3 protein-coding genes and 1 pseudogene are annotated in these 3,819 nt (G+C 74.1%); 3 read left to right on the top strand and 1 reads right to left on the bottom strand.

Annotated elements, in window-relative coordinates:
• The 3 genes from AB0C69_RS39515 to AB0C69_RS39525 all read left to right on the top strand — a co-directional run.
• The coding region (locus tag AB0C69_RS39515) for a glycosyltransferase family 4 protein (protein WP_360361386.1) at positions 1-500 on the top strand (500 nt) is incomplete at its 5' end.
• 18 nt (positions 501-518) lie between these two features.
• A complete protein-coding gene (locus tag AB0C69_RS39520; protein WP_345177663.1) occupies positions 519-1,781 on the top strand; it encodes a nucleotide sugar dehydrogenase in 1,263 nt (420 codons plus the stop codon).
• 204 nt (positions 1,782-1,985) lie between these two features.
• On the top strand, positions 1,986-3,119 hold the full coding sequence (locus AB0C69_RS39525) for a glycosyltransferase family 4 protein (RefSeq protein WP_360361389.1): 1,134 nt from the start codon (positions 1,986-1,988) through the stop codon (positions 3,117-3,119).
• Between the two features lie 31 nt (positions 3,120-3,150).
• On the opposite strand, the pseudogene AB0C69_RS39530 reads toward AB0C69_RS39525, so the two are convergent.
• Positions 3,151-3,819: pseudogene (locus AB0C69_RS39530) on the bottom strand (hypothetical protein); the annotation flags it as partial.

Raw genomic sequence — 3,819 nt, forward strand, 5'->3', positions numbered from 1 at the left:
GGAGCGCCCCGCTCGCGCAGCAGGGCGGCGCTCCGGTCACCCTCCTGCTGGTCGGGGACGGCCCCGAGCGCGGCGCGCTCGAACGGCGCGCGGCCGAACGCGGCGTCCACGCCGTGTTCACCGGCCGGGTGCCGATGGAGTCCGTTCGCCAGTACCACGCCGTCCTCGATGTCTTCGCGGTTCCGCGCCGGGCGGACCGGGTGTGCCAGTTGGTGACGCCTCTGAAACCGATCGAGGCCATGGCGGGGGGAATCCCCGTTATAGCCAGTGATGTCAAGGCTCTTCGCGAAATCGTGGAACCGGGCGTGACGGGGGCGTTAACAGTTCCGGAAGACCCGGAAGCCTGGGCGAATTGCCTGGAAGATCTGGCTTACAGTCCCGAAAGGAGACAGAAAATCGGGCGGTCGGCCCGTGAATGGGTCGCGGCGGAACGGACCTGGCGCGCCGTGACGGCCGGATACCGGGCCGCCTATCGCTTCCCGACACGCCAGAGCACATAGATCGAAGGGGGCTGCCGCGTGGATCTCGTGGTCATCGGACTCGGATACGTGGGGCTGCCGCTCGTGCGGGAGGCCTGCCGGGCCGGCCTGCGGGCCGGCGGGCTCGACCGGGACGCGCGCGTGGTCGCCGGCCTCAAGGCCGGGATGTCGCACGTCGACGACGTGTCGGCGGACGAGGTCGAGCACATGCTGCGGGCGGGGTTCGCCCCGAGCCTGCACGAGGACGTCCTGGACGGCGCGCGCACCGTGGTCATCTGCGTCCCGACGCCGCTCTCGCCGGAGGGCGGACCGGACCTGACCGCGGTGCGCGGCGCGGCCGAGACCGTCGCCCGCCACCTGGAGCCCGGGACGCTCGTGGTGCTGGAGTCCACCACCTACCCGGGCACGACCGAGGAGGTCGTGCGGCCGATCCTGGAGACGTCCGGCCTGGTCGCCGGGGAGGAGTTCCACCTGGCGTTCTCGCCGGAGCGGATCGACCCCGGCAACCCGGTCTACGGCGTCCGCAACACCCCGAAGATCGTCGGCGGGCTGACCCCCGCCTGCGCGTCGGCGGCCTCGGCGTTCTACGGCAAGTTCGTCGACCGGGTCGTGGAGGCCAAGGGGACGCGCGAGGCCGAGATGGCCAAGCTGCTGGAGAACACCTACCGGCACGTCAACATCGCGCTGGTCAACGAGATGGCGGTGTTCTGCAACGAGCTCGGCATCGACCTGTGGGACGCCATCGACTGCGCGGCCACCAAGCCCTTCGGGTTCCAGGCGTTCCGGCCGGGGCCGGGCGTCGGCGGGCACTGCATCCCGATCGACCCGAACTACCTGTCCTACAAGGTCCGCTCGCTGGGCTACCCGTTCCGGTTCGTGGAGCTGGCCCAGGAGATCAACGACCGGATGCCCCGGTACGTCGCGGAACGCGCCCAGCAGCTGCTCAACCGGGAGGGACGCGCGCTCAAGGGCGCCAGGGTCCTGCTGCTCGGCGTCACCTACAAGGCCGACATCGCCGACCAGCGCGAGTCGCCGGCCCGGCCGGTGGCGCGGCGGCTGGCCCGCCTCGGCGCCGACCTGTCGTTCCACGACCCGTTCGTCACCCTGTGGGAGGTGGACGGCGAGCCGGTGCCGTCCGCCGGGGACGACCTGGCCGCCGCCCTGGAGGCGTCGGACCTGGCGATCGTGCTGGCCGACCACGCCGCCTACGACGCGGCGACCCTGGCGCGGCACGCCCGGCTGCTGTTCGACACCCGCGGCCGGACGCGCAACGTCCAGCAGGACACCGTCGAGCTCCTGTGACGGGCGGGCGCATTTCGGTGGCGGGCTTCTTTGACAGGGCTTTTCCCATCGGCGGGTTCCGCGTGACCGGCGGCCTTCCCTTTCGTTCGGGGAAGAGTAGCCCGGCAGCGTCCACGCCCCGGACAGCGGGAATTCATCGGCAATTTCCATCGGCACCCGAGACTCGCCGGTGATGGACGAATCGGACGTTGCGGAGTGAGTGTGATGCGGGTCTGCGTTTGCACGGTCGTGCACCACCCCGAAGACGCGCGCATTCTGCACCGGCAGATACGCGCCCTGCTCGACGCCGGCCACGAGGTCACCTACATCGCCCCTTTCCGGGCGTGCAACGCGACCCCGTGGCGCCAGATCAGCCCGGTGGACGTCCCGCGGGCCACCGGACGGCGCCGGGTCCGGGCCCTGCGCGCCGCCCACCGCGCGCTGGCCGAGCACGCCGCGTACGCCGACGTGGTCCTCCTGCACGATCCCGAGCTGCTGGTGTCGCTCCCGCGCGAGCTCCAGGGCCGCACGGTCGTCTGGGACGTCCACGAGGACACCGCCGCGGCCCTGTCCGCCAAGGGCTGGGTGCCGGGGCCGGCCCGCCCCCTGCTGCGCCCGGCCGTGCGCCGCCTGGAGCGGCGCACCGAGCGGCGGCACCGGCTGCTGCTCGCCGAGGAGGGCTACCGGGACCGGTTCCGCGAGGACCACCCGGTCGTGCCCAACACCACCTACGTGTCCGACCTGCCGCCCGGACCGCCGGACGGCCGCCGCGCCGTCTACGTCGGGCAGCTCTCGCGGGCCCGCGGCGCCCTTGACATGATCGAGATGGCCCGGACGCTGGCCGCCGAGGGCGTGCTGGTGGAACTGATCGGCGCGGCCGACGCCGACGTCCGGGACGCCCTGCGCGCGGCGCAGCGCGAGGGGATCGTGCGCTGGTACGGGTTCGTCCCGAACGACCGGGCGCTGCGCATCGCCGAGGGCGCGATGGCCGGGCTCGCGCTGCTGCACGACGAGCCGAACTACCGGCACTCCATGCCGACGAAGGTCGTCGAGTACATGGCCCGCGGCATCCCGGTGATCAGCACGCCGAACCCGCCGGCCGTGGGCATCGTGGAGCCCGCCGACTGCGGGATGATCGTCCCGTTCGGCGCCCCGGAGGCCGCCGCCAAGGCGGTCCTGCGGCTGCGGGACGACCCCGTCCTGCGCGCCGCGTTCGGCCGGCGCGGCTACGAGGCCGCCCGGGAGCGGTTCCACTGGCCCGTCCACGCCGAACGCTTCGTCGCCCAACTGGAGGCGTGGGCGGGCCGCTCCCCCACGGCCGTCGCGGAACCCGAGGCCGAGCCCGTCCCCGAGTTCTGAGCCGCCCGGCGGGGACGGGCGGCGGGCCCGGTCAGGACGGGGCCTCGGACAGGTGGCGCAGGCGGTAGGCGACGGACCGGGCCAGGCGGGCGGCGGCTCCCGGCGGGCGGTTCGCCTCGACCATCACCACGCACCGGCCGACTCGCAGCGCGATCATCCCGGCGGTCGGGCCGATCTCGTAGGCCTCGTCGCCCCCGATGTCGCGCCGCCGCCGGGCCTGCGCCTGCGCGGCCTGCAGCGACTCCAGCATCCGCGACGCCGCCGCGTCGGTGTCGGCCACCCAGCGGACGCTCACCGTGAGGCCGGTGACCGCGGCCTCCGGGCCGTCGTCGCGCTCCGGGCCCCCCTCCCGCGGCCCGGCGGAGGGATCGGGCGTGGCCGAGCCCGTCGCGCTCGGCTTGGGCGACGGCGACACACGCGCGCCGGACCCGGCCGGGTCGCGGCTGCCCCCGCGCGGCGTGTACGTGCAGGACACCGGGTGCGGAAGGCGCACCGACCCGGCCGACGCGCGGCGCGGCCCGGTGACGTAGCCGGTCAGGCGCGCCGCGGCCAGATCGGGCTTCCTGAGCAGGGAGCACGCGTCCGGCCAGTCCTTCGCCGGCACGCCGCCGAGTTCCGGCAGGTGGATCGAGAACAGCTCCAGGTGCAGGCGGAGCAGCTCGCGGCCCTCGCCGACGGGCGCCTGGTGCCAGCCCGCGAC

This window comes from Actinomadura sp. NPDC048032 (genome assembly GCF_040653175.1).
In the GTDB taxonomy this organism is placed as follows: domain Bacteria; phylum Actinomycetota; class Actinomycetes; order Streptosporangiales; family Streptosporangiaceae; genus Spirillospora; species Spirillospora verrucosospora.

What these genes read in the sequence shown, in the direction of transcription:
- AB0C69_RS39525 (WP_360361389.1), top strand. Translation starts at nt 1,986, where the DNA reads ATGCGGGTCTGCGTTTGCACGGTCGTGCACCACCCCGAAGACGCGCGC.